This is a genomic window from Caproicibacterium amylolyticum, from assembly GCF_014467055.1.
In the GTDB taxonomy this organism is placed as follows: Bacteria; Bacillota; Clostridia; order Oscillospirales; family Acutalibacteraceae; genus Caproicibacterium; species Caproicibacterium amylolyticum.
In genome coordinates, this window is sequence record NZ_CP060696.1 from 1503588 (window position 1) to 1524061 (window position 20474).

The 20474-nt window shown below is 47.4% G+C and carries 20 protein-coding genes; 7 read left to right on the forward strand and 13 right to left on the reverse strand.

The features are described from left to right. Positions 1-16: 16 nt before the first annotated feature. The 4 genes from H6X83_RS07210 to H6X83_RS07225 all read right to left on the reverse strand — a co-directional run bounded on the left by H6X83_RS07210 (position 17) and on the right by H6X83_RS07225 (position 5242). Positions 17-1384, reverse strand: coding sequence for a UDP-N-acetylmuramoyl-tripeptide--D-alanyl-D-alanine ligase (locus H6X83_RS07210; protein WP_212505834.1), 1368 nt, complete (start codon positions 1382-1384; stop codon positions 17-19). A gap of 76 nt (positions 1385-1460) precedes the next feature. Then, on the reverse strand, positions 1461-2933 hold the full coding sequence (locus H6X83_RS07215) for a UDP-N-acetylmuramoyl-L-alanyl-D-glutamate--2,6-diaminopimelate ligase (protein WP_212505835.1): 1473 nt from the start codon (positions 2931-2933) through the stop codon (positions 1461-1463). A gap of 19 nt (positions 2934-2952) precedes the next feature. Then, complete coding sequence (locus H6X83_RS07220; protein ID WP_212505836.1) at positions 2953-4167, reverse strand: glycosyltransferase; 1215 nt, start codon at positions 4165-4167, stop codon at positions 2953-2955. 10 nt (positions 4168-4177) lie between these two features. Further along, positions 4178-5242, reverse strand: a complete 1065-nt coding sequence (locus H6X83_RS07225) for a glycosyltransferase family 2 protein (protein WP_212505837.1) — start codon at positions 5240-5242, stop codon at positions 4178-4180. A gap of 257 nt (positions 5243-5499) precedes the next feature. Here H6X83_RS07225 and H6X83_RS07230 point away from each other — a divergent pair, with 257 nt between their 5' ends. The 3 genes from H6X83_RS07230 to H6X83_RS07240 all read left to right on the forward strand — a co-directional run bounded on the left by H6X83_RS07230 (position 5500) and on the right by H6X83_RS07240 (position 7909). Then, a complete protein-coding gene (locus H6X83_RS07230) occupies positions 5500-6753 on the forward strand; it encodes a glycosyltransferase (protein ID WP_212505838.1) in 1254 nt (417 codons plus the stop codon). Between the two features lie 164 nt (positions 6754-6917). Then, a complete protein-coding gene (locus H6X83_RS07235) occupies positions 6918-7532 on the forward strand; it encodes a DUF421 domain-containing protein (RefSeq protein ID WP_246419057.1) in 615 nt (204 codons plus the stop codon). Then, on the forward strand, positions 7529-7909 hold the full coding sequence (locus tag H6X83_RS07240; protein ID WP_212505840.1) for a DUF4363 family protein: 381 nt from the start codon (positions 7529-7531) through the stop codon (positions 7907-7909). The genes H6X83_RS07235 and H6X83_RS07240 overlap by 4 nt, the downstream gene beginning before the upstream one ends. Before the next feature lie 43 nt (positions 7910-7952). On the opposite strand, the gene nrdR is transcribed toward H6X83_RS07240, so the two are convergent. The 3 genes from nrdR to H6X83_RS07255 are packed head-to-tail and all read right to left on the reverse strand — an operon-like array spanning position 7953 to position 10360. Then, complete coding sequence (gene nrdR / locus H6X83_RS07245; RefSeq protein WP_212505841.1) at positions 7953-8429, reverse strand: transcriptional regulator NrdR; 477 nt, start codon at positions 8427-8429, stop codon at positions 7953-7955. A 56-nt stretch (positions 8430-8485) separates the two neighbouring features. After that, positions 8486-9331: a sugar phosphate isomerase/epimerase family protein gene (locus H6X83_RS07250; protein WP_246419059.1), complete on the reverse strand. Its 846-nt coding sequence runs from the start codon at positions 9329-9331 to the stop codon at positions 8486-8488. A gap of 45 nt (positions 9332-9376) precedes the next feature. Further along, the gene (locus tag H6X83_RS07255; protein ID WP_212505842.1) at positions 9377-10360 is read right to left on the reverse strand and encodes an asparaginase; all 984 of its coding nucleotides are present in this window, start codon (positions 10358-10360) and stop codon (positions 9377-9379) included. 131 nt (positions 10361-10491) lie between these two features. Here H6X83_RS07255 and H6X83_RS07260 point away from each other — a divergent pair, with 131 nt between their 5' ends. Both H6X83_RS07260 and abc-f read left to right on the forward strand, forming a co-directional pair. After that, positions 10492-10926, forward strand: coding sequence for a hypothetical protein (locus H6X83_RS07260; protein ID WP_212505843.1), 435 nt, complete (start codon positions 10492-10494; stop codon positions 10924-10926). 107 nt (positions 10927-11033) lie between these two features. Continuing rightward, positions 11034-12959 carry a ribosomal protection-like ABC-F family protein gene (gene abc-f / locus H6X83_RS07265; RefSeq protein ID WP_212505844.1) on the forward strand — a complete coding sequence of 642 codons (1926 nt, stop codon included), beginning with the start codon at positions 11034-11036 and terminating at the stop codon, positions 12957-12959. A 30-nt stretch (positions 12960-12989) separates the two neighbouring features. Here the strand turns inward: abc-f and H6X83_RS07270 are convergent, their stop codons facing one another. Beyond that, on the reverse strand, positions 12990-13226 hold the full coding sequence (locus tag H6X83_RS07270; protein WP_212505845.1) for an HPr family phosphocarrier protein: 237 nt from the start codon (positions 13224-13226) through the stop codon (positions 12990-12992). Between the two features lie 182 nt (positions 13227-13408). On the opposite strand from H6X83_RS07270, the gene mtaB reads away from it, so the two are divergent. Next, positions 13409-14692, forward strand: a complete 1284-nt coding sequence (gene mtaB / locus H6X83_RS07275; RefSeq protein ID WP_212505846.1) for a tRNA (N(6)-L-threonylcarbamoyladenosine(37)-C(2))-methylthiotransferase MtaB — start codon at positions 13409-13411, stop codon at positions 14690-14692. A 1-nt stretch (position 14693) separates the two neighbouring features. Here the strand turns inward: mtaB and H6X83_RS07280 are convergent, their stop codons facing one another. After that, positions 14694-15998 (reverse strand): glycoside hydrolase family 10-like protein, encoded by a 1305-nt coding sequence (locus H6X83_RS07280; RefSeq protein WP_212505847.1) that lies wholly within the window; start codon positions 15996-15998, stop codon positions 14694-14696. Positions 15999-16085: 87 nt separating this feature from the next. Between H6X83_RS07280 and H6X83_RS07285 the strand changes: the two genes are divergently transcribed. Further along, positions 16086-16367, forward strand: coding sequence for a DUF1294 domain-containing protein (locus H6X83_RS07285; protein WP_212505848.1), 282 nt, complete (start codon positions 16086-16088; stop codon positions 16365-16367). Positions 16368-16428: 61 nt separating this feature from the next. Here the strand turns inward: H6X83_RS07285 and leuS are convergent, their stop codons facing one another. From leuS to nadD, 4 genes are read right to left on the reverse strand one after another with little or no spacing between them, the layout of a single operon-like run. Then, positions 16429-18840 carry a leucine--tRNA ligase gene (gene leuS / locus H6X83_RS07290; RefSeq protein WP_212505849.1) on the reverse strand — a complete coding sequence of 804 codons (2412 nt, stop codon included), beginning with the start codon at positions 18838-18840 and terminating at the stop codon, positions 16429-16431. Between the two features lie 34 nt (positions 18841-18874). Then, on the reverse strand, positions 18875-19234 hold the full coding sequence (gene rsfS / locus H6X83_RS07295; protein WP_212505850.1) for a ribosome silencing factor: 360 nt from the start codon (positions 19232-19234) through the stop codon (positions 18875-18877). A 5-nt stretch (positions 19235-19239) separates the two neighbouring features. Further along, a complete protein-coding gene (gene yqeK / locus H6X83_RS07300) occupies positions 19240-19821 on the reverse strand; it encodes a bis(5'-nucleosyl)-tetraphosphatase (symmetrical) YqeK (protein WP_212505851.1) in 582 nt (193 codons plus the stop codon). Further along, entirely contained in the window at positions 19821-20426 is a 606-nt protein-coding gene (gene nadD / locus H6X83_RS07305; protein WP_212505852.1) for a nicotinate (nicotinamide) nucleotide adenylyltransferase, read from the reverse strand. The genes yqeK and nadD overlap by 1 nt, the downstream gene beginning before the upstream one ends. Between the last annotated feature and the right edge of the window lie 48 nt (positions 20427-20474).

A 20474-nucleotide genomic window follows, 5' to 3' on the forward strand; every position in this document is an offset into this window, starting at 1 on the left:
ATATTGTAAAATACCTTTATGCATAATTTTTTAAAAGAAACGCAACAACTTTTTCCATATGCATTCCGCGTGAACCTTTTACAAGAATCGTATCGTCCGGCTGAATTGCCCTTTTTAAAACCTGAACAGCTTCCGTATTATCGCCGCAGTGTATGCTGGGCAGTGCAGGATTTTCACTTTTTGCGCCCTCCGTGATCGCTGCAGCTTCTTGACCAACTGTAATCAGCAGATCGACGCCGGCTTTGGCTGCGTACTGACCGCAGCTTTTGTGTGCTTCATGAGAAACCCTGCCAAGTTCCAACATATCTCCGAGTATGGCCACCCTGCGATGTGGAAAACTGCACAGCACATTCAAGGCACCGCGCACAGCATCTGGGCTGGCGTTGTAGGAATCATCAATGATGGTAATGCCTCCCACCTTGTGAATCTGCTGCCGCATGGCGAGCGGTTTGTAAGTTGCCAGCGCTGCCGCAGCAGCCTGCAAGTCAACATGAAGGACATCTGCCATTGCAAGCGCAGAAAGCGCATTGGTGACCTGATGTGTTCCCAAAACCGGCAGAACAACTGGTAGTCTCCTGCTCTCATGTTCCATTACAAAATAGGTCTTTCCCTCTTGGCTTTCAATCTGCACTGCGCGGTAGTCGCACCAAGGAGCGGTACCAACAAAGAGTGTATTAAACAGCATTTTGCCACGCAGCGTTGCAAGCATTTTATCATCTCCATTGAGAACCAGCACAGATTCCGGAATGAAACCGTCCGTAATATGCAGTTTTTCCTGCATGATGTTTTCCTGCGTATGCAGATTTTCAATGTGGGAAACACCGATATTTGTCATAACCGCAAACTGTGGTGCAGCGATTTTTGCAAGTCGTGCCATTTCACCAAATTGGCTCATGCCCATTTCGATCACAGCTGCTTCTGTATCTTCCTCAAATTGGAACATTGTTTGCGGCACGCCTACCTGGCTGTTCTGATTCCCCTGCGTTTTCATTACACAATACCGGGCAGAAAGGGCAAGCGCAACCATTTCTTTGGTAGTGGTTTTCCCAACGCTGCCGGTAATTCCGACGACCGGGCCGGTGAAACGACGACGATAAGCTGCACCCAACTGCTGAAGAGCATCAGCTGTATCCGGCACAGCGATCAGTGCACCCTCCAACGGCAGTTCCACTGATTCCTGTGTAAAAGCAGCCGCTGCACCTGCCGCAAAAACTGCTGGAATAAAGATGTGCGCGTCAGTACGCTCTCCTTTCAGCGGAACAAAAAGCGAACCCGGGCCTGCCTGCCTGCTGTCAGTACAGACGTTTGTAATTGTATTTTCAGGGTTCCCACATAGCAGTTTTCCACCACAGAGCTCTGCTGCTTCCCCTATTGTTATCTGCATTTTTCTGCACAACCTTTCACTTGTCTGTGGACACCAAAAAGGCACGGCGGCTGCCGTACCTTTTCATAGGTTTATTTTAAGATTTTTGTGGAAGCTTTCCTTCTGCTGAAAGTATTTTGTGAATTACTTCACGCTCGTCAAAAGGATACTTCACTCCCTTAATCTCCTGATAATCTTCATGTCCCTTTCCTGCCAAAACAACTACATCGCCGTCTTGCGCGTTGTCCATGCAGAACTGAATGGCCTCTCTGCGGTCTGGAATAACAACATATTTACCATCTGTTTTATGCAGACCGACTTCAATATCCGCAAGAATATCCATGACGTTCTCATCACGGGAATTATCTGCAGTAATTACAGACAGGTCAGCCAGTTTACCGCTCATTTCTCCCATTTCATAGCGGCGCAGCTTCGGGCGGTTTCCGCCTGCTCCAAACAAGCACACCAAACGGTGCGGATTGTATTCCCGCAGCGTAGTCAAAATATTCTCCATGCTGACAGCATTGTGTGCATAGTCAATAAGCAGTGTATAATTTCCGGGTACATTTACAGGTTCTACTCGGCCTTTTACCTTAACGGTATCCAGCCCTTTCTGCACATCCGCTAAAGAAGCACCCAACTGCTGACAAACTGCGGTAGCTCCCAATGCATTGTACACATTGAATTTACCGGAAATATCCACGCACACATGGCCCTGCATACTGCCGCACAGATCAAACTCCACTCCCAGATAGCCTGGACGGGAAATCAGGCGGTCATTTTCTGCGCGCAGCTGTGCGTCCATACTGAAACCATAGCTTATAAGACTGCAGATGTGCCCTTCCGTAACTCCCTGCCAGTGTCCGTCATCTACGTTTACAACACCAAGGCGACACTTTTTAAACAGAAGTGCTTTGCAGGCAAGATATTCCTGCATATTCTTGTGTTCTGACCCGCCAATGTGATCTTCACTGAAATTTGTGAATAGTCCGATGTCAAATGTAAAACCATCCACACGGTGGTCGCGCAAACCTATAGAGCTGGCCTCCAGTACGCACGCGCGGCATCCGGCATCTACCATCATGCGCATGAACTTCTGTATATCATAAGATTCCGGTGTTGTATTATTGGTCTTAATCAGCTGTGTGCCAATTACCGTGCCAATCGTGCCGATAATTCCGGTTGGAATACCCGCAGCTTCCAAAATAGAATGAATCATATAAGTAGAAGTTGTTTTGCCCTTGGTACCAGTCACGCCAATAACTTTCAGTTTTTCCGCGGGATGGCCAAACCATGCCGCAGAAAGCAGTGCAAGTGCTTCACGTGTATCTTTTACACGAATCTCCGTACAGGAAACCGTTTCTATCTCATGCTGTGTTACCACTGCGGCAGCACCACTCTGTGCAGCCTGTGCTGCAAATGCATGACTGTCGGTTTTGCTGCCGACAAGACAAACAAACACACTGCCCGGTTTTACTTTTCGAGAGTCATAAACAATGCCGGTCACTTCAGCATTGCAATCGCCGGTAACTTGGCATGATATATCTTTCAGCAATTCTTTAATTGTCATATTAAGCACCTCGTTTTCTTCATTCAGCCGGGGTTTCCTGCGTGGAAACACCATCTATCAGCGCATACAGTTTGAAAATCTCATCTTCATTGGAGTAGTCATGTGCCGCAAGCTCATTTTCCAACCTGTTCCGCAGAGCCGCATTTGTAAGCAGCCGTTCCAAACCGTCCGCGACTCCCTCCGACGTCATGGGAACAATCAAACCAGTTTTCCCATCTGTAATCTGGTCTCTCGCTGTAGAAAAATCTGTGAGCAGAATTGGTTTGCACAAAGCCATTGCTTCATCCACAGCAATGCTCTTTCCCTCAAAGCGGGACGGCTGCATATAAACATCGCTGATTTTTACAAATGGATACGGATTCCCCTGCTCCCCCAAGAAAACGACATCATTCTGAATACCCAGTTCCTGAATTTGAGCCTGCAGTGCTTCCTTTTCCGGCCCAATACCGATAATGTACCAACGAAAATTCATTCCTTTTTTACGCAGCTGACTAACAGCGGGCAAAGCAATGTCCAACCCTTTTTGCTGGGAAAGGCGTGCAATCGTCAGCACGCGCATTCCTTGATAATGATCTGAGACCGACGTCGGTTCTTCTGCCATTTTTCGCAAAAATTTCGGGGAAAGGATATTATACTGCACATGAAATTTTTCTGCGAACTGGGGAAAAGTTTTAACAAGTGCGTCTTTGCAGGATTCGGAAACGGTACAGACCGCATCCATCTTGGCAAAATACGGTTCATCAAACGTGCGGTCAAGCCCCATTGCGGTATAGTCACCATGAATAAAGCCGATTTTTCGTTTTGCACTGACGTTATCCGCACAGTAATAGATTGGCTGTCCCTCCATAAAAGCAATCGCCGCGTCATATTGCTTTGGACTTTTACGCACAAATTTTCTTTCGACCTTCCACATTTTCACCAACCGCTCACCCATTGTTCCGCGCAGTCCGGCAAAAGTTACGCCGGCGCGGCAAAGAGCGGTCAGCGGATGGCCCTGCCGCAGCAATGTAGGCAGTGCCTGCCGGATATTGAGTTTATATTCCTTTGGAAACAATGGGGGCAGTAAATGAACCTGTTTCGGCACACGCGGCAAAAACAGGCCATCATTTGCAAAAAGCTGTAGGTCTACATCATATTTTTCGTAATCAAACAAAGACAGCAGCGTAACCAGACTTTTCTCGATTCCGCCACTGTGCAAGCTGTAATTCAGAAAAAGGACCTTCTTTTTTGACATTTATGGTCTCCTATTGGTTCTCAGCATTTTTGTGCAGGTGCTTGGCATATTGGCTGTAAAAAAGATAAGCCAATCCAACGGAACCGGATTTGATGACCCAACGAATAATGCGGTCAGCGCGAGTGCCGTTCTGCAGATAATCGCTCTGCGCAGCACGCTGCAAAATTGGGTCGGCTAGAATCCCTCGGATTTCTTCTTTTTTTCCATCTCTATCTTTTAAATTGCCCTTGCTGAACACATTGACCAGTGCGCCGTGTCCGGCACTGCGCAAATACCATGCCAAATGGCGTGGCTCAAGGTCTGCATAAGCATGCTTTCCTTTTAAAAATTCCGCTATCATGGTAAAGCAACGGGAAAGTTTCTGTATTTTATCTGCCCGGTAGCGTGTACTCAGCGAATTTCCGTTGAAGCGGTAATGATAGACCGGTACATCCAAAAAGAGTGTTTTCTGTGAGTAAAAGTGTGCCTGAATACTGACTGGTAAATCCTCCAGCATGACTTCCTCTTCATTTGGATAAGTAAGAGCATGCTCCATAAACCATTCCCGGCGATACAAACGGCGCCATGCACTGCCTATCATTTCAACACTGCGCCACGGCGTGCCGACTGCGTCTGGCCCAGTCAATTCTTCCAGCATTTTACGGTTATCTTCCGCGCAGTCGGATGGGCAGGCAATCGGCAGCCCACTGAAGCGGCTGATACCACCGGTTTCATTTTCCCGCACAAAGTCAAAAACTGTGAGGTCAGCACAGGCGGCAAGCGTCGGCTCCATAACTGCGGCCAGAGTATCTTTCCCAAGCCAGTCGTCTGCATCTACAAACAGCAGGTAATCTCCCTGTGCGCGCTGTGCACCGAAATTGCGGGTGTCACCAAGCCCTCCATGCGGTTTGTCATAAACCGTAACTCTCTGATCTCGGCGTTCCAGAGCATGCGCTGCCTCCAGCGATTTATCCGGAGAAGCATCGTTTACCAGCAGCAGTTCGTAGTCCTGAAAAGGCTGTGCCAAAATGCTTTCCACACAGGTTTTCAGGTATTCCTCCGCATTATACACGGGTACAATAATCGACAGCTTCAAAATCACAGGCTCCTTCATTTACGTTTTTCAGCAGCAGCTGTACAACGACAGCCTGCCAAACAAAAATTGGAAGTTTCTGCAGTTGAGCAGGCTGCAGATATTCCTGATTTGTTTATTATACCATTCTGTGTACCTCAATACAACGAAAATTTACCAGACACCGAATGCGTTCCTTGTAAATTATCGGAAAGTATGCTATTCTGTATGCAGTATAATGTAATTTTTATGCTTTCAAATGCATAATAGGAGGTAAGCGGATGAAGGACTGTCTGGTCATGCTGACTAAAGTATATCCGTTTGATAAAGGCGAGGAATTTATAGAAGACGAAATACCGGTACTGGCGCAGGCTTTCAGCCAGGTTATTGTAATTGCCACCAGCGCAGCAGACAATGCGGTAGCAACTCGAACTGTGCCGGGAAATGTAACAGTACACCGCATTGCCGCAAGCACGGTTCGCAAACAGATTCCCGCTGCCACTGCACGCCTTCTGTTTTCCCGCAGCCGGCACGGCTTTGTTGGAAATGATGAACGAAAAGCGGCACATATTTCTCCAAAGGCATGGGCTTTTCTTTTGTACTTCACTGCAAAAAGTGAACAGGTTTTTGAAGCTTGCCGTCGCATCCTGCTGCCCCACCATCTAGAGGAATGTGATGGTGTTACATTTTATGCTTATTGGTTTTATGATGTGGCGGTTGCTGCGAGCCAGCTAAAAAAATACTGTACCGCGAAATCCTGCAAAGCAGTTTGCCGTGCGCATGGCTATGATTTATACAAAGAACGGCAGTCCTGCAGTTATCTTCCTCTGCGCCCCTATCTGCTGAAAAATCTGGATGCTGTTTATCCATGCAGTCAGAACGGTACACAATACATTTTAAAAAATTGGCCGGGATTTGAAAACAAGGTTCATACCGCTTATTTGGGTACACAGGATTACGGTTTAGGCCCTGTTCCACAGGACAAGCCATTTCATATTGTCAGCTGCTGCCACATTGTACCTCTCAAGCGTGTCGAACTGCTTGCACAGGCACTTGCGCTGCTTCAGGACAGTGGCCTTACCTTAAAGTGGACACATATCGGCGGCGGGGATGCGCTGGAATCTCTGCGTACTTATGCAGCAGAACGCCTTTCATTTATGCAAACAGATTTGCTCGGCGCACTGCCAAATGCAGAGCTGATGAAATTGTATCAGTCCACCGCTGTAAATGTGTTTGTCAATACCAGCAGCAGTGAAGGACTTCCGGTTTCTATTATGGAAGCCTCGTCTTTTGGTATACCGACGATTGCAACAGATGTCGGCGGTAGCAGCGAACTTGTGCATACAAACGAAACTGGTTGGCTGCTGCCCGCCGACCTGACACCGGAAGCGTTGGCAAACGCAATTCGGAAAGCAGCAGCCCAGCCAGCTGACAAAGTTGATACCATGCGCAGTCAATGCCGGACACAGTGGGAAGTTCAGTTTGACGGAAAAAAGAATTTTGCAAAGTTTGCTGAAAGTATTCGGCCTTTCTAGCAGTTCAGAAAAGGGACAGTCGTTAAAAGCGGCTATCCCTTTTCTTGTTTTCAGGTATTTTCTGAAAACACACAGCAAATACTACTTTACGGTGATGTAAATTGACGATTTCATTTATTCGTACGCTGTTGCTATACATACTCATTATAGCAGCAGTACGGTTAATGGGAAAACGACAGATCAGCGAGCTGCAAACCAGCGAGTTAGTTGTAACCCTGCTAATTTCCAACATTGCGGCAATTCCTATGCAGGATAGCGGCCAGCCGCTGGTCAGCGGTGTTCTGCCTATTGCGGTGCTGATTGTCTGCGAACTTTTTGCTTCATGGTTTATGATGAAGAGCAGCAAATTCCGCAGGATGGTCTGCGGCAAACCAGTCATTATTATTTTGAACGGCATTGTGCAGCAGCAGGAAATGAAAAAGTTGCGTCTGACTACAGAAGATTTATTTGAAGAACTGCGGGAAAAAGACGTATTTTCACTAAAAGACGTTGCATATGCCATTGTGGAAACCAATGGGCGCATCAGCATCATCAAAAAGCCGGACCGGGAACAGCCAACCGCCGGTATGCTGGGGGTGGCTGTTCCAAACAGCGGAATTGAAGCCGTTGTGATAAGTGACGGCGTCATCAGCAACGCATCGCTCCAATTGTGCGGAAAAAGTCAAAAATGGCTGGAAGAAACCCTTCGGGACCAAAACATCAATGTTTCGGATATTTTTATAATGACTGCCAACACAAACGGAGATTATCAAATCATTCCAAGGGAGGCAACTGTATGAAACGAATGACAGCAGCATTCGTACTGTTGGCGGCTTCCATTGCACTCTGCATTAGCGGCAGCTGCGTAACAGAAAATTTGACAAACCATTTGGCTTCGACACTTGGTGCTGCCAAGAACGCAGCTCAGAAAAATGACCGTGCAGCTGCCTACCAGTTAAGTGTGCAAGCCGGGCAGGATTGGGAAAACGCCCATCAGGTACTTTGCACTTTTCAGCCGCACAGCCGTTTGGAAACTGTAGATCAGACTTTGGCAATTCTCCCTGACCTTGCGAAGTGCGAAAGTTTAGAGCAATTTGCAGGTGAATGTGCTCGTGGGCAGATGCTGGCTCAAAACCTGCAGGAAGGCGAACTGCCGCTGATACAAAATATTCTGTAAAAAGCAAGCCACAGGGACAACAAACTTTTCCTTGCGGCTTGCTTTATTTTTCAGAAGATGATTTCTGCCGTGCCTGAATAATTTCATTTAGCTCATCCATAAATGTGTTAATGTCCTGAAACTGCCGATAAACGGACGCAAACCGAACATAAGCTACCTCGTCAATGTGCTTGAGCTTTTCCATAGCATATTCGCCAATTTTAGAGGACTCTACTTCCCTGTCCAGTGAGTTTTGCAGGCTGACTTCAATTTCGTCCACCAAATGTTCCAGCGTAACCAGCGACACCGGGCGCTTTTCGCAGGCACGCAGCAGGCCGCGCAGCAACTTATCCCGGTCAAAAGCTTCTCGGGATTTATCTTTCTTAATTACAATGACCGGAACAGTTTCAATGACTTCATAAGTAGTAAAGCGCTTGCCACATTTCAGGCACTCGCGTCGGCGGCGAATGCGCTCTCCCTCGTCTGTTGGGCGCGAATCAATGACCTTGCTTTCCTCGTGGCCGCAAAAAGGACATTTCATAATTTCACCTCAAAATCATTTTACACGAAAGATTTATATTCCTTACTATTTAATAATTATATCATATTGAAAGGTTTGCCTGCAAACACTGGATTTATGGCAGTCAGTTTGTGAAACTGACGCTGAAAATGCTCCATTACCTGCTTTGCCTGCAGCAGTTCGGCAGGGTCATCAAAATTACCGCGGTACACCTCAATTATACAGTCACCTGAAAAATTCTGCTCTGCAAGCTGCTGCATAAGCCGTGCATAGTCCATTTCCCCACAGCCGGGCAGCAGGCAGGTCTTACCCGGTTTGTTATCGTTAATGTGGACGTGAACCAGCCGCTCCCCCATCGCAGTACAGGTTTCAAACGGACTGTGTCCCGCACGGACCGATTGCTTGACATCCAGTACGAACGCACAGTCGTTATGCAGGTAAGCACGCATCCTGCGCAGGAAATTTGGTTCACTGCTTCGGAACTTATCAACGTTTTCCTGAGCAGTTGAAATGCCGAAAGCCCGCCCAGTTTCCAGCAGACGGTGATAGTGCTCGAAATAACCTTCTTCGGGCATATCACCCTGTTTCTCAATTCGCTGACCATGCAGCACCAGCAGCTTTGCACCCAATAAATCTGCTGCTTCAAAATAATGCTTGTAAAACTCCAGTGTATCTTCAAAGCGTCGCTCATAACCGGAAAACAGCAGCAGGCTCTCATAACCGGAAGTAAAGGGATGCACGCTTTTGACAGTCGCGTGGTACTCCTGTAGCATGTGTGCAAGACTTTTTACATAGCTAGGTTCTAGCTCACTAAATGTGTTGATGAAAAATTCAAAATGCCGAAAACCAAGTTTCAGCAGTTTGGCAAGACTCTTTTCGAGCAGTGCCGGGTAAAGGCACGCTGTGGAAATTCCGATTTTCAAACGGACACCCCCTCATTTTTACCGGAGTTTTATAAAAGTAAAAACTTAATTGACCCATAAAATATCGTGATTGACCGTGCAGTAAAACAGCTTCCGCACCTCTTTCGGCTCATGCGCCTGTGCTAGAACCCACATCAGCTTTGTTACTGTTGACTCCAGTGTCATATCATACGTTTCCAAAAGGCCAAAACGCTCTTTTGCCAGATGTCCCACCTGATAGACTGCCATGTCACTGCCCTCATGCGGTACTTGCGTGGCCACAACGATTACTTTTCCTATATGAGAAAGTTCCGCAAGTGCTTCATTGTAGATTTCCGGCACACCGCCCACGCCGTAGCTTTCTATAATCAGTCCATCACACAGCCGTCCCACCGCTAAAAAGGCTTCTGCCGGCAGGCCGGGTGTCAGCTTCAAAGCAGAAACATTGGTGTTAAGTGCTGCTGAAAATTTCACACCCTGTGACGATGCATCATGTATGTACCGCACAATGCGGTCATCTCGTATTACCGCCAGTTCCGGGAAATTGATACTGGAAAACGCATTGTAGCTTTTGGAACGGCTCTTTCGCGCTCTGGTGCCGGCAATTACCCGGCCGCCAAAAACAATGCATACCCCTGGCTCCCCCGCACTTGCCCAGCGCAGGCTGTCCATTAGATTTGTTTTGGCATCTGTTACATCCATATCGATTGGTCTTTGCGAACCTGTGATAACGATTGGCTTATCCGGTTCCTGAATCAAATAGGACAGCGCCGCAGCAGTATACGCCATAGTGTCGGTTCCATGACAAACGACAAAGCCGTCATATACTTCATAATGTTCCTGAATTATATGCGCAATCAGCAGCCAGTGCTGTGGCTGAATATTAGTGCTGTCAATGTTGAGTACCTGCAGCGTATCCGTCTTACAAAAATTTGCTGCTTCCGGTACATAGGAAAGCAGCACCTCCGGTGTCAGCTGCGGAACCAAACCGTCTTCAGTTTTACGGGAAGCAATAGTACCTCCGGTTGCAATCAGCAGAATTTTTTTCATATGTTGCCTTTCAGCAGAATCAAATTTTTAGAATTACAAAAAACACTTTATAAGTATAACACAAAAAAGGCCGCTGCGTCCAGATTATACAGTTCTGCTTGGGGAACACTACGCCTATGGAGGCGAATAACATGCAGGGTGAAAATACCGATATTTTAAATGAAGTCTACAAGGCAAGTACAATGGGAGCAGAAGCAGCGGAAATGCTGCTTCCAAAGGTGCACGATCAAAAAATACGCAGTCAAATCAGCAGCCAGCAGCAAAATTACGAAGCATCTGCGCACAAAGCGGCACAAATGCTTGAGGAAAAAGGTGACAAGCCCAAGGTTGCCACCCAGCCTATGCAAAAGGCTATGCTTTGGGGCAGCATCCAGATGAATACACTAGCTAACAGCACCCCTGAACATCTTGCAGAAATGATGATTCAAGGAACTACGATGGGTATTATCGACATTCAAAAGCGGCTGAATGAGCTGCCGCAGGCTGACAGTGACTCCCGCAAACTGGCGGAGGACTTTTTGAAAGGCGAACAGCAAAACATCGATGAACTTAAGAAACTCCTGTAAACTTGCTTTTACAGCCGGGTTTCAGTATAATTAAAGTCATTGGGCCGAAAGGCCCTTACATAAATCTGACTTTCAGAACCACTTTACATATATTGGAGACGAAACACATGGCATTACTCAGTACCAGCAATCTGGAAAAGAGCTTTGGCACCGACGTTATTTTTCATGGTGTATCCTTTGAGGTACAGCAAAGTGACCGTATTGGCTTGGTCGGTGTGAACGGCTCTGGAAAAACCACCCTGTTCAAAACTATAACAGGTGAATACACGCCGGATGGGGGAAACATTTATCAGGCAAAAAGCACGGTGCTCGGCTATATGGAGCAGCACGTCTGCAAAGATCTTGACCGCACCGCTTACGCGGAAGTGCTTACAGTCTTTTCTAATCTGCTCAATATGGAAAAAGAACTGAATGAACTCAATAATGAAATTTCAGCACACCCAACAGATCAGCTGATTGAACGGCAGATACTTCTAAATGACCAGTTTGTACAGCTTGGCGGCCTTACCTGCCGAGCACGCGCACGCAGCGCTCTACTTGGCCTTGGCTTTACTGATGAACAGATGGGGCAGGTTGTCGGCGTATTAAGCGGCGGACAAAAAGCAAAATTGCAGCTTGCCAAGATGCTGCTTTCCGGTGCAAACCTTCTGCTTTTGGATGAACCGACCAACCATTTAGACATTCAAAGTGTGGAGTGGCTGGAGGACTTTCTGCGCAGTTGGAATGGTGCCTTTATTGTTATCTCCCATGACCGGTACTTTCTGGACAGACTGTGCGGACGCATTTTTGAAATGGGAAACGGTCATTTGACTACCTACAAAGGCAATTATACTGCTTTTCAGGAACAAAAAGACCTAGCTGAACTTTCTGCACAACGTCAATATGACAACACCCAGCACGAAATCAAGCGCATGGAAGACATGGTTACACAGCTTCGCCGGTGGAACCGAGAAAAAAGCATCCGCAAAGCTGAAAGTAAGGAAAAAGCGATTGCTAAATTGGAAAGCACCCTCGTTGTTCCGGAAGCAAGGCAGGAAACAATGCACTTTCAATTTCCTGTTGCACAGCGCAGTGGTAATGACGTGTTAAAAGTGGAAAATCTTGCGCTCGCTTTTGAGGGACGCATCTTGTTCCAAAATGTCGATTTAGAGTTGCACCGCAGTGAACGCGTATTTCTGCTTGGCCCCAATGGCTGCGGGAAAACCTCCTTATTTAAAACGCTGCTCGGACAATATGAGCAGATGGAAGGCAAAGTAAAGTTTGGCGCAAATATCGATTTGGGATACTACGACCAGCTTCAAACTGGCCTGCACATGGAAAAACGTGTGATAGATGAAATTTGGGACACCTACCCGCACATGACTGAAACAGAAGTACGTTCTGCGTTAGCAATTTTCCTTTTTCACGGCGAAGATGTTTTTAAACCAGTAGCTGCACTTTCCGGCGGTGAGCGTGCGCGCGTTCTGCTGCTGCGCCTGATGCTCAGCAAGGCGAATTTTCTGCTGCTGGATGAACCGACTAACCATTTGGATATCGCCTCGAGTGAAGCATTAGAGGCCGCACTGCAAAGTTATGAAGGCACTCTCTTTATTGTTTCGCATGACCGGTACCTAATTAACAAACTCGCGGACCGCATTTACTGGCTTACACCGGAAGGTGCTGTTTCCTATATTGGCAGCTACGATAGCTTTTTGGAACAGCGTAAAGCACAGCAGGCGAAAAATCAGGAAACACAACAGCAGGAGCAGCCGAAAGAAAATACGTACCAGCAGCGTAAGGCACAGCAAGCCGTCCTGCGCAAACAAAAAGCCCGCCTGCACCGTGTAGAGGACCGCATTGAAGAACTGGAAAGCCTAACAAACATTTTGAATGATCAGCTCTCCAATCCGGAACTTGCAAGCGACTTCGAAAAAGCCATGGAACTGACGCAACAATTGGAAACCGCCCGCAAGGAAAGCGACAACCTGTTGGAAGAATGGGAAAAGCTTTCACAGGCTGTCGAGGAAAGCACCGCACCATCTGCTGAAAAATAAAAAAGAGCCGAAAGGCTCTTTTTGTCTTCCTTATTTTGCTTTCGGCTGGAATACTTTCAGCTTTTCCATAAAGGCTTCTGCTTTGTCCGCTTCTACCTCAACTGTTACCGGCTGGCTCAAATCCAGGCTAAAAACGCCCATAATGGATTTTGCATCAATCTTGTATTTTTCATTGGTCAGATTAATGTCAAAATCACACTGGTTGGTCAGGTTTACAAAATTGCGTACATCCTCAATGCTGGAAAGCATAATTTGTGCAGTGTACATTTCATTTCCCTCCTGATAAATCGCTTTGATTATTCCGCATATTCACGTAAAAAATTTGTTGTTATTTAGGTGAACGCAATTATAATACAGCAGATTAACAAAATTTTCAAGCCCCCATTTATGAATTATTTACAAACAATTTGACGCTTCTTTATTTTTGTCTAAAGAAAGAGGAATTATGAATGAAAGTTTCAGCCATAACGCTCGGCTGTAAAGTCAATCAATATGAAACGCAGGCCATGCTTAAGCAACTGGAGCATGCCGGTTTTACGCTCTGCGACGGTGCAGCAGATGTTGTACTGATTAACTCCTGCACTGTAACCGCACAAAGCGACCATAAAGTTCGCCAAACGCTGCACCGTGCCCGCCGTGAGAATCCGACCGCCATACTTGTCCTTACAGGTTGTATGCCGCAGGCTTTTCCGGAGCAGGCCGCTTCCCTTTCTGACGCAGATATCGTATTAGGCAACTCCAACCGTGCATCACTTGCCCAGCATATTTTAAACTACCTTTCCACGCATCAACGGATTGTTGACATCGAACCGCACGGTCAGAAGTTTGAGGAAATGCAGGTCACGGATTTCTATGAACGTACACGCGCCTTTGTAAAAATAGAGGACGGCTGCAACCGCTTTTGTTCCTATTGCATCATTCCCTACGCACGCGGGCGTGTTCGTTCTAAACCTTTGGCAGACCTGCGTGCAGAGCTGGAAACGCTGGGACAGCACGGCTACAAAGAAGTTGTACTAACCGGCATTAATTTGCCCGCATACGGTCAGGACTTGGGGTTAACACTGTGTGATGCAGTGGAAGCCGCCTGTGCGGTTCCCGGTATTCAGCGTGTCCGACTTGGTTCATTGGAGCCGGAACAGCTTTCACCGGAAGTAATTGAACGGCTGGCGGCACAAAAAAAGTTGTGCCCACAATTTCATCTTTCGCTGCAAAGCGGCTGCACCGAAACACTGAAGCGCATGAACCGCCACTATACAGCGGACGAATACCGTACAATTATACACAATCTGCGTGCTACCTTTGACAATGCTGCAATGACCACGGACATTATGGTCGGTTTTGCCGGTGAAACGGAAGAGGAATTTCAGGCAAGCCTGCGCTTTGCAAAAGAAATCGCTTTTGCAAAAGTACACGTTTTTGCTTACTCCCGCCGTCCCGGTACTCGTGCTGCAGACTTCCCCGGTCAAATGACCAATGCCGAAAAAGAACGCCGCAGTCATTTAATGACTGCGGCGGCAGAAGAAACTCGTCAGGCATTTCTGAAAGATCAGATTGGCAAAATTGAACCGGTACTGTTTGAGCAGCGGCGGGAAGCCGGTGTTTTTGAAGGGTACACACCAAACTACACGCCCGTTCTCACTGCAACCGGAGAAGATCTTTCCGGTCAAATTCTTTCGGTAAAAATCACGGATGTAATTGGCGACTGCTGCAAGGGAATTCTTTGCAGCGAATAATTTACTGGAACAACTTTACTACGTTTTGTATTTCCTGCTGCCGGTTCTGGGACATCATATCATCATAGGCGTAGAACATAAAGCCATCGCACTTCTGGGCGCGGCCGGTCTGTATCTGCCTTGCAATAATGTCTACGCTGTTTTTCCAAGAACCGCTGTCCACATCCGTATCTGTTTTGTAAACACCTAAGCCAAAGTACAGCTTCACGTTTTTGGCGGTTACAAGGCTTTTCCAGGTCTGTACTGCCTTGTCATAAGGCAGTACAGGGTTATCGTAGTTGTAGTAAAGCTGTGGGCACACATAATCCACGTAGCCCTGTGCCTGGCACCACGCGGCGGCATCCGCACCGATTTTTCTGTCATTACTTAAATTTCCCTGCGGTGAAACACCGAACACCGCGGCGGCTCGGTTCTCCTTTACTGCCCGATAAGTGCGCGAAATCAAGTCATTGATGTTGGCACAGCGCCAGTCGGCTAGGCTCAATACCTCTCCATCTTTTTTACCGGTGCAATAAGCCCCGTAAGAAGCTTTATCAAAGTCCGCTCCTTCATCTGGATAAAAGTAATCATCAAACTGTACACCATCCACTGCATAATTTTTCACAATTTCTGCGACACTGTCTGCTATGTACCGCCGCACACCGTCCCAGCCTGGATCCAGGTATTTTCCGTTTTTATAGGAAACCGCCCAGTTCGATTTTGCAGAATCATTGTGAAAGGTATTCCACGGGTTGTTTTGTGCCAAAATAGACGGTGTATTTTCCAGCTGAATCCGCAGGGGATTTACCCACGCGTGAAACTGCAACCCTGCTTTATGCGTAATGTCTACCATATCTTTCAATGGATCATAACCCGGATTTACGCCCTGCGTATTTCCGGTAAGGTTTGACCACGGGTAGTATTTGGAGGGATATAACGCATCTCCAAATGCACGCACATGAACAATTAAAGTGTTCATCCCCTTTGCTTTTGCATTTTGCACAATTTGCGTAAACATACTGATGAAAGCCGCTTCGCTTTTGTCGGACTGCGCGCTTCTGTCTAGTGTCATGTACGGTACCCAAACCGCCCGCATTTCATTTTTGGCGGCTGCTGCCGCAGTCGTCGCCGGTACGGACTGTGCCGGTGCCCCGGATGTGCTTGCTGCGGCGTTGACTGCAGTCTGCCCGGAAATTGCAGTTTGCACTGTCGCCACAGGCTTTTCCCCACTATCCAGCCGATTGACCGCCATTGTAATCAGCACCACTGCAGCCAACATCATCACAGCAACAATCTGCCGATGTTTGTGAAAAAATGAAATGACCATGCTTTCCATCCCCTGTCCATTATCTTTCCTGCTTTTGTAACCAATCTGTAATGATTATAGAAAATAAAGGAGAAGAAAAAGCGCAAAATGTCAGTGTTTCAGAAATTTTTACTTATTTACTTCTGCGTAATCAGCATGACAGCTGTTATAGTTACTATACATGACAAACGCGCAGCCATCCGGCACCGCCGCCGTGTGCCGGAGCGAACACTACTGTTGCTTTCTACTTTAGGCGGCAGTGCCGCCATGTACTTGACTATGCAGTGCATCCGGCACAAAACGAAACACGCGAAATTTATGGTCAGAATTCCGGTCATTATACTTTTGCAAGTGCTGCTTGGTCTGCTTTGGTATTTTCACTTCGTTTAATTACACAAAAAGCCGGTTTTCTTACTGTGAGAGTAAGGAAACCGGCTTTCATTGTATTGAATTAACCTTTTGCAACAAGATTGATTAACTTGCCCGGAACATATATTTCTTTAACCAAGTTTTTCCCGGAAATCTCCCCTGCAATCTTTTCGTTTGCTTTTGCAGCAGCAAGTGCATCTTCTTTGGACACATCCGCAGGCACAGAAACGCGCGCACGCACCTTTCCGTTTACCTGCACCGCAATTTCAACGGTTGCGTCTTTGCATTTGCTTTCATCAAAGTCAGGCCATGCCTGCTGACAGGCCATTTGATCATTGAACTGTTGTACAGCCCAAACTTCTTCGGCCACATGGGGCGCAAACGGGTCAAGCAAAATTGTGAAAATGCGCAGTTCTTCCCGTGTGATGGAACCGCTGGCCGCAATTTCATTCAGCAAAGACATCAGCGCTGCAATCGCAGTATTGAATTTTAAATTCTCGATATCTTCGCTTACCTTTTTAATGGTCTTGTTAAATGAAATCTCCATTTCCGTGCGAATGCTGTCACCGGGTACAGTAATATCCTGCAAAGCAAAGTAACGCTCAATAAAGCGGCGGCAGCCTTTCATACTGGAAGTGCTCCACGGCGCGGCTTTTTCAAAGTCGCCAATGAACATTTCGTACAGGCGCAAAGTATCCGCACCGTACTCTGCAACCACGTCATCCGGATTCACGACATTGCCGCGGGATTTGCTCATTTTTTCGCCGTTTTCGCCCAGAATCATGCCATGGCTGGTACGCTTTGCATACGGCTCCGGCGTGGGTACTTCACCAATGTCATACAAGAATTTGTGCCAGAAGCGGCTGTACAGCAAATGCAGCGTGGTATGCTCCATACCGCCGTTGTACCAATCTACTGGCAGCCAGTAATCCATTGCTTCTTTGCTGGCAAAAGCTTTGTCGTTGTGCGGGTCAGTATAGCGCAGGAAGTACCAGGAAGAGCCGGCCCACTGCGGCATGGTATCCGTTTCACGCTTAGCAGGGCCGCCGCAGTGCGGGCAGGTTGTGTTGACCCAGTCGGTCATCTTGGCAATTGGTGATTCGCCGTCGTCCGTCGGTTCGTAGCTTTCCACCTCCGGCAGACGCAGCGGCAGCTGGTCCTCCGGCAGCGGCACATAGCCGCATTTGTCGCAGTGGACAATCGGAATCGGTTCCCCCCAGTAGCGCTGACGTGCAAAGACCCAGTCGCGCAGTTTATAATTTACCTTTTTGTGACCAAAGCCTTTTTCTTCCATGTAATCTTTGATTTTTGCCTTTGCTTCTTCAACGGTCAGACCATTCAGGAAGCCGGAATTGACCATCACACCGGTCGCACAGTCGGTAAAGGCTTCCTTTTCAACGTCGCCGCCTTTTACAACTTCAATGACCGGTAAGCCAAATTTGCGGGCAAAGGCCCAGTCGCGGGTATCATGTGCCGGTACAGCCATAATTGCACCAGTGCCATAGGTCATAAGCACGTAATCCGAAATAAAAATCGGAATTTCTTTGCCGTTTACCGGGTTGATTGCCGCAACACCCTCCAGCCGAACGCCGGTTTTATCTTTTGCAACCTCAGCACGTTCGAATTCACTTTTGCGGGCAGCTTTTGCCTGATAGTCCCGAATTGCGTCCATATTAGAAAGCTTGTCCTGCCATTTTTCAATGTTTGGATGCTCCGGTGAAATAACCATATAAGTAGCACCGAAAAGGGTGTCCGGACGCGTTGTGTAAACGGTGAGCACGTCGCCGGCTGTGGTCTGAAAATCGACTTCTGCGCCCTCACTGCGGCCAATCCAGTTTTTCTGCTGTGCTTTCACACGGTCAGGATAGTCTACATCGTCCAGTCCGTCAATCAGTTTCTGCGCGTAATCTGTGATTTTGAGCATCCACTGGCTTTTTTCCTTGTGAATAACAGGGCTGCCGCAACGCTCGCAAACACCTTCTACAACTTCCTCATTTGCCAGTACGCATTTGCAGCCTGTGCACCAGTTTACATTCATTTCCTTTTTGTAAGCCAAGCCCTTTTTGAAGAGCTGCAGGAAAATCCACTGTGTCCATTTATAATATTCAGGGTCGGTTGTGTTGATTTCACGGCTCCAGTCAAAGGAAATGCCTAAGCTTTTAATCTGTTCCTTAAAACGGGCAACGTTTTTCTTCGTCACCTGTGCCGGATGAATATGATTTTTAATGGCATAGTTTTCCGTTGGCAGACCGAAAGCATCCCAACCAATTGGGTAAAGCACATTGTAACCCTGCAGGCGGCGCTTGCGTGCAATAATATCCAGAGCGGTATAGGGGCGCGGATGACCTACATGCAGTCCCTGCCCGGATGGATAGGGAAACTCAACAAGGGCAAAGTACTTTGGCTTTGTGCTGTTGTTCTCTGCGTGAAAAACGCCCGCTTTTTCCCATGCGTCCTGCCATTTCTTTTCGATTCCTTTATGGTCGTATTTCATGTTCTAACCCTCTATTCCTAAAAACTTCTGAAAGTTATTCCTCTGTCAGCAGTGCCGAAATATCCACGGTTTCGCCGTCCTGCCACATGCGGTCCAAATCATAAAATTCACGTGCATCCTTCGTGAAGACATGAACAATGACTGAACCGTAGTCCAACAGAATCCAGGAGTTGCTGCGGTATCCTTCTGTATGATTTGGAGCAGTTCCCTCTTCTTTCAACTGAAATTCTACTTCGTCTGCAAGTGCTTTCACATGCGTGCTGCTGGTACCAGTAGCAAGGACAAAATAATCAGCCAAACTGGAAACATTGGTGATGCCAATGAGCTTCAGGGACTTTGCCTTCTTTTTATCTAAAATTTTTACGGCCTTTTCGGCCAGTTCTCTCGGTTCCATGCTTATCAGCCTTCCTTATTTGAAATAATTTCCAGTGAAACTTCATTATACGCTGCAAGTGTATCTGGATGGATTGGAATACCATCCTTAGCCAAACTTTCAATGGTGTAGGCAAGTTCCGCATGCATAACCTTGGGCAGACTTTCCTTTGCCATTTTGCGGAATTTTTTAACGCCATCATAAGTGCGGTCTGCTGAAATGAAGTCCGCGGTAAATATAATTTTATCCATCAGCGTCATGTGAGCGCGACCGGTGGTGTGGTACCGAACCGCATCCAGCAGTTCCGGGTCACTGATGCCCAGCACATGGTGCAGGTAAGCGGCACCCAATATTGCATGCCAGAGCTTTGGCGCGTGCAGTTCTACATCGGTCAATACAACGCCGTACTCCTCCATACGTTTCAACTGTTCTTCGTGCGGAATATCTTTCATAACGTCATGCAGGATACCTGCCATCTGCGCCTTGTCCTCATCCGCACCATACTGTCTGGCAAGCTCGCAGGCTGCGTCGCTGACACATACGGAATGGTGAAAACGGTAATCACCCAGCAGCGGCCGTATAATTCTCCTGTATTCTGTAATATTCATTACTTCGGCTCCCTATACAAAGAATTCTGTGCAATATAAGCTGCAACCGCAGGAGGTACAAGTGACTGCACATCCCGGTGTGTCTGCACAGCACTGCGTACCTGTGTAGAGGACACCGGCAGGTACTGCACATCCCGTACCAGTGCCTTGCCGCCTTCCTGCCGGATTTTTTCCGCATAAGCCAGAAGCCTGTCCAGACCGGAAGTACTCCGCGGTGCAGCGCAAATTGTCGCATACTTCAAAATGCGTGCAGGATCGTGCCAAGAAAGCAGTGTAAGGAACATATCCTCTCCGGTTACGAAGTAAAGTTTGGTATCTGGAAACTCAGCAGAAAGCTGTTCCAATGTATCCGCCGTATAGCTTGGGGAAGCCCTTCGAATTTCCATGTCACTGACCTGCCAGCCGCGGCCTTTTGCCGCGAGCCTGCACATAGCAAGCCGGTGTTCTGCAGAAACCAAACCATTTACTTCCTTGTGCGGCGGTACACGGGTCGGCACCAGCAAAACCTTTTGCGCACCTGTAATTTTTTCAAAGCAGGCCGCAAGGTGCACATGCCCGTTGTGAATCGGGTTAAAGGTACCGCCATACACCAAAAGTTTGTCCATCGTGCATCCCCTTGTTTTTACAGCCCACTTTCATAGAAAACTGTTATA